Origin of the sequence: Microcystis sp. LE19-41.2A, assembly GCF_027530405.1 — a bacterium.
GTDB classification, from domain to species: domain Bacteria; phylum Cyanobacteriota; class Cyanobacteriia; order Cyanobacteriales; family Microcystaceae; genus Microcystis; species Microcystis aeruginosa.
Window position 1 is genome coordinate 1 of the sequence record NZ_JAPZQJ010000585.1, and the last position, 1,342, is coordinate 1,342.

Here is a 1,342-nt window from a genome sequence, read left to right on the forward strand (position 1 = left end):
TTTCTAACACTTTCTGGTATAGTTCACTTATCATTTTCGTTATTTAGGTCATATATGGTAAATATGACTTATCTTTTTTTGGAGTCTGTGTCTGTATTCCATGCTACATAAGCTTTTCAGCTGGCTTGTCCCCCTGTCAGAAATAATAGTAGAAGAGCGAGAATTAAAAGTTGACTTATCTGCAAAGTAGCTTACTACTGGAAACCGATAGCTTGATGACAGCAACCAGTGCCAGGTATTGAAGTAGGAAAAAGCCTATGTTTTCGTTCTAGAAATCTCCAAAACTAAGCTTGACAAAAGACCTGAGATCGTTATATCCTACAGGTTACAAGTCTTTGCGCGAGAGTAGGGGAAAAACCGAAATACAATCTAACAACTAACGATAGAGAATAAAATGGGAAGTGAGCTTTGGGGGCTACTATAGCGGTTCTCGCATCTGTGCGGCACACTTAAACCTTTGCTGATTAAGCTGTTCAGGATCGGGAATGTACCTCTTGTGAATCAGAAACGCTATATATTAAAAGTTAACTCAGTGTACTCCAACCATTTTCCTCCTTTTCTCCAGCCGACGCGATCGCCGAACTTTTCCGACACTTGTTGACCATACTTTCTCGTGCCACCAAGACTCTCATAGATGTCTTTCTGGACGCTGAAGCCAAACTTACCGTTACTATAATTTAGCCAAAGTTGGTTAATAGTTCGTAAATCTTCACAAGGGAAATCATGAATATCATCTATTCCCAAGAATCTTTCCCTTTCCCTTCGTGCGACTTGAAGCATGACTTTACCTGTTTCTTCGTCTGCTTCTTTCCAGTTTCCTGCTGCTAGGAGTTGCTGTAATTTGGAGTAGTTAACACCTCTAGCACTTTTAAGCACAATATTAGCAGCAACTTTAGGCGGTGGTGGTGTTTGAATAACGGGGGTTGCTGGTGTTGGAGAATAACGGGGAGTTGCTGGTGTTTGTATCGAAGTTGCTGGTGATTGTCCCGTCAAATCTTGTAAAATCTCCCGCGCTGACTGATAACGCTTTCTTGTCCCAAACTCGATCATTTTATCAAGAATGCGCCCTAAATCATCCCGAACATTATTATTAACTAAAAACTGTCGCCAAATCCATTCATGGTCACTGGTATCAAATAAATCAAAGGGTGAAATCTGAGTCAACAAATAAATACAAGTGACTCCTAAACTATACAAATCACTATAGCGGTATGCACTTGCATGAGGTACAATAGAAGAGGACAATAAATTATAGACCTAGGCAGGAGCCACGACCCGATGAAGCCCTATTCTTTAGACTTGCGACAAAAGATCATCGAGACCTACGAGGAGAATAACCTCT

Annotated in this window: 1 protein-coding gene; it reads right to left on the minus strand. The window is 40.8% G+C overall.

What is annotated here, in order from left to right; genetic code table 11:
- Positions 1-510: 510 nt before the first annotated feature.
- Complete coding sequence (locus tag O9290_RS24535) at positions 511-1,245, minus strand: GUN4 domain-containing protein (protein WP_288056738.1); 735 nt, start codon at positions 1,243-1,245, stop codon at positions 511-513.
- Positions 1,246-1,342: the final 97 nt, after the last annotated feature.